Annotated in this window: 1 protein-coding gene; it reads left to right on the top strand. The window is 76.0% G+C overall.

Annotation, left to right across the window (positions count from 1 at the left end; genetic code table 11):
- Positions 1-24 precede the first annotated feature (24 nt).
- The coding region (locus IEZ31_RS55375) for a type I polyketide synthase (protein ID WP_229837329.1) at positions 25-3,581 on the top strand (3,557 nt) is incomplete at its 3' end.

The following is a 3,581-nucleotide window of genomic DNA, read 5'->3' as shown; positions in this document are numbered from 1 at the left end:
ACCGATGACGGGGTCAAGGTCTTCGTGGATGTGAGTCCGGACGGGGTGCTCACCTCGATGATCGCGCTGACCGCTCCAGACGCGGTGGTGGTGCCGACGTTGCGGCCGGGGAACGGGCTGCTCAGTGCCGCGGGCGGCCTCCATGCCGCCGGGGTCGAGGTCGACTGGACCGCAGTGCTCGGGGCGGCCAGCGTGCCGGTGCAGCTGCCGACGTACGCGTTCGAGCACGAGCGGTACTGGCTCGACGCGCCGCCGCCGGTCACGTCCGGGGACGGCGGCGGGCCGTTCTGGGCGGCGGTCGACCGGGCCGACGCCGACGGGCTCGCCGACGTTCTCGGCCTCGGCGACACCGACCGGCCGGCCCTGGCCGGGCTCCTGCCGGCCCTCGCACGCTGGCGCGGGCGGCAGCTCGGCGCCGGCTGGTGGTACGACGTCGCCTGGCAGCCCAGGCCCGAACCCGCCACCCGCCCGCCCCTGAGCGGCCGATGGGTACTCGTCACGTCGCCCGGGGTGCCGGCCGACCTCACCACCGCCATCGACACCGCCCTCACCCAAGCCGGTGCCGGAACCATGACGGTCGACGCCGGCTCGCTGGAATCCGTCGACTGGTCGGCCGTCGGCGGTGTCGTGTCGCTGCTCGGCTGCGCCGAAGGGCCGTCCGGCGCGCTGCATGAGACCGTGCGGCTGCTGCGGCGCTGCTCCGGCGAGGGCGTCACCGGCGCGGTGTGGTGCCTCACCCAAGGTGGTGCACCGGTCGCCGGCGGCGTGGCCGTCGAGCCGGCGGCATGGCCGCTGTGGGGGATGGGCCGGGTCGCCGCCCTGGAGTACCCGCGCCTGTGGGGCGGACTCGTCGACCTGCCCGCCACGGTGGACGCGACGACCGCCGACCGGCTTGTCGCCGTGCTTGCCGGTGGGCACGGCGAGGACCAGGTCGCGGTCCGGGGCGACGGGACCTGGGTCCGGCGGCTTGTGCGGGGTACCGTGCCGGACGCCGACCGGTGGACGCCGCGCGGGACCGTCCTTGTCACCGGGGCCAGCGGAGCGCTCGGCGCCCACGTCGCCCGCTGGGCCGCCGCCTCCGGCGCCGACAGGATCGTGCTGGCGTCCCGGCGCGGCGAAGCCGCTCCCAACGCCGTCGGCCTGGCCGCCGACCTCGCCGCAGCGGGCGCCGAGGCCGTCTTCGTCCGATGCGACATCAGCGACCCCGGCCAGGTCGCGGACCTGGTCGCCGTGGCCGGGGACGGGCTGACGGCCGTGGTGCACGCCGCCGGTACCGTCGCCCTCACCCCCCTCGCCGACGCGGACCCGCAGGACTGGACGGACCTGCTCGCCGCGAAGGCCGGCGGCGCCTCGGCCCTGGATCGGGCCCTCGGCGACCGGCCGCTCGACGCGTTCGTGCTGTTCTCCTCGATCGCCGGCGTCTGGGGCAGTGGCGGCCAGGCCGCCTACGCCGCCGCCAACGCCTTCCTCGACGGCCTCGCCACGGCCCGCCGCGAGCGCGGTCTCGCGGGTACCGCTGTCGCCTGGGGCCCGTGGCGCGGTGGCGGCATGGCCGAGGGGCCGGCCGCCGAGCACCTGGCCCGACGCGGCCTCGCGACCCTGGACCCCGACCTCGCCGTCACCGCCATGGCCTACGTGGCCGCCCGCGACCGGGCCACGGCCGTCATCGTCGACGTCGACTGGGCCACGTTCGCGCCCGCGTTCACGCTGACCCGGCCCGCCCCGCTGCTGGACACCGTCGCCGAGGCGGCCGCGGCGATCCGGGCCGCCGCCGAGGAGCCGGCGCCCACCGGCAGCGGCGGCCTCGCCGACCGGCTCGCCGGGCTGAGCGCCGCCGAGCGGCAGGCCCGGCTGCTCGACCTCGTCCGCGAGCGGGCTGCGGCCGTCCTCGGCCACGCCTCCGCCGCGGCGATCCCGGCCGGGCAGGCGTTCAACGAGATCGGCTTCGACTCCCTCACCGCCGTCGAGCTCCGCAACGGCCTGGCCCAGGCGAGCGGCCTGAGCCTGCCCGCCACCCTCGTCTTCGACCACCCGAACCCGGAGGCGCTCGCGGAGTACCTCGGCGGGCGGCTCGGCGGCCCCACCCGCGCCGTCGTCGTCCACGCCGCCGCGGCCTCCGACGAGCCCGTCGCCATCGTCGGCATCGCCTGCCGCTTCCCCGGCGGTGTCGCCTCCCCGGACGACTTCTGGCGGCTCATCGCGGCCGGCGAGGACGGCATCACCGGGTTCCCGACCGACCGCGGCTGGGACCTCGACGGACTCTTCGCCGCCGCCCCGGACCGCGAGTACCTCCCCGAGGGCGGCTTCCTGCCCGGCCTCGCCGGCTTCGACGCCGCGTTCTTCGGCATCAGCCCCCGCGAGGCCCTGGCCATGGACCCGCAGCAGCGGCTGCTGCTCGAGGCGTCCTGGGAGGCGTTCGAGCAGGCCGGGATCGACCCGCAGGCGCTGCGCGGGGCCCCGGTCGGCGTGTTCGCCGGCGCCGGCACCTCCGAGTACTCGGCGCTGCTCGCCGCCAACCGCTCCCGCGTCGAGGGCTACGGCCTCACCGGCAACGTCGCAAGCGTCCTGTCCGGCCGCGTCGCCTACACCCTCGGCCTCACCGGGCCGGCGGTCACGGTCGACACGGCCTGCTCGTCGTCGCTGGTCGCGTTGCATCTGGCCGCGCAGTCGCTGCGCAGCGGCGAGTGCACGCTGGCCCTGGCCGGCGGCGTCACCGCGATGGCCACGCCCGGGACGTTCGCCGAGTTCGCCCTCCAGGACGGCCTGGCTGCGAACGGGCGCTGCAAGTCCTACGCGGGCGCCGCCGACGGTACCGGCTGGGGTGAAGGCGTCGGCATGCTGGTCGTGGAACGTCTCTCCGACGCGCGCGCCAACGGCCACCGCGTCCTCGCCGTGCTTCGCGGCTCCGCGGTCAACCAGGACGGTGCCTCCAACGGTCTGACGGCCCCGAACGGCCCGTCCCAGGAGCGGGTGATCCTGCAGGCTTTGGCCAATGCGGGTCTGTCACCGTCCGATGTGGACGTTGTCGAGGGTCACGGTACCGGTACCAGGCTGGGCGATCCGATCGAGGCGCAGGCCCTGCTCGCCACCTACGGGCAGGACCGGGACGAACCGCTGTGGCTCGGGTCGGTGAAGTCGAACATCGGCCACACCCAGGCCGCGGCCGGCGTTGCCGGTGTGATCAAGATGGTGCTCTCGATGCGCCACGCGACGATGCCGGCGACGCTGCACGTCGACGAGCCTTCCCCGCACGTGGACTGGTCGGCGGGCCGTGTCGCGCTGCTCACCGAGTCGCGTCCGTGGCCGAACGGCCGCCCGCGGCGGGCCGGCGTCTCTTCGTTCGGGATCAGTGGCACCAATGCGCACGTCATCATCGAGGAGGGCGACCCCAGCCCGGCCTCCGAAGTCCACGAGGGCCCGACCGCCTGGATCGTGTCGGCAAAGTCGGAGCGGGCTTTGCGGGCGCAGGCGGCGCGGCTGGCCGAGTGGGCCGAACGGACCGGTCCCGACCCCCACGACACGGCGGTGGCGCTGGCCACGCAGCGGTCCCGGTTCGCGCACCGCGCGGTGGTCACGGGTGC

Source organism: Dactylosporangium sucinum (assembly GCF_014647515.1).
In the GTDB taxonomy this organism is placed as follows: domain Bacteria; phylum Actinomycetota; class Actinomycetes; order Mycobacteriales; family Micromonosporaceae; genus Dactylosporangium; species Dactylosporangium sucinum.
Note: the sequence above shows the minus strand (reverse complement) of the source record. Positions and strands in the feature narration are given on the sequence as shown.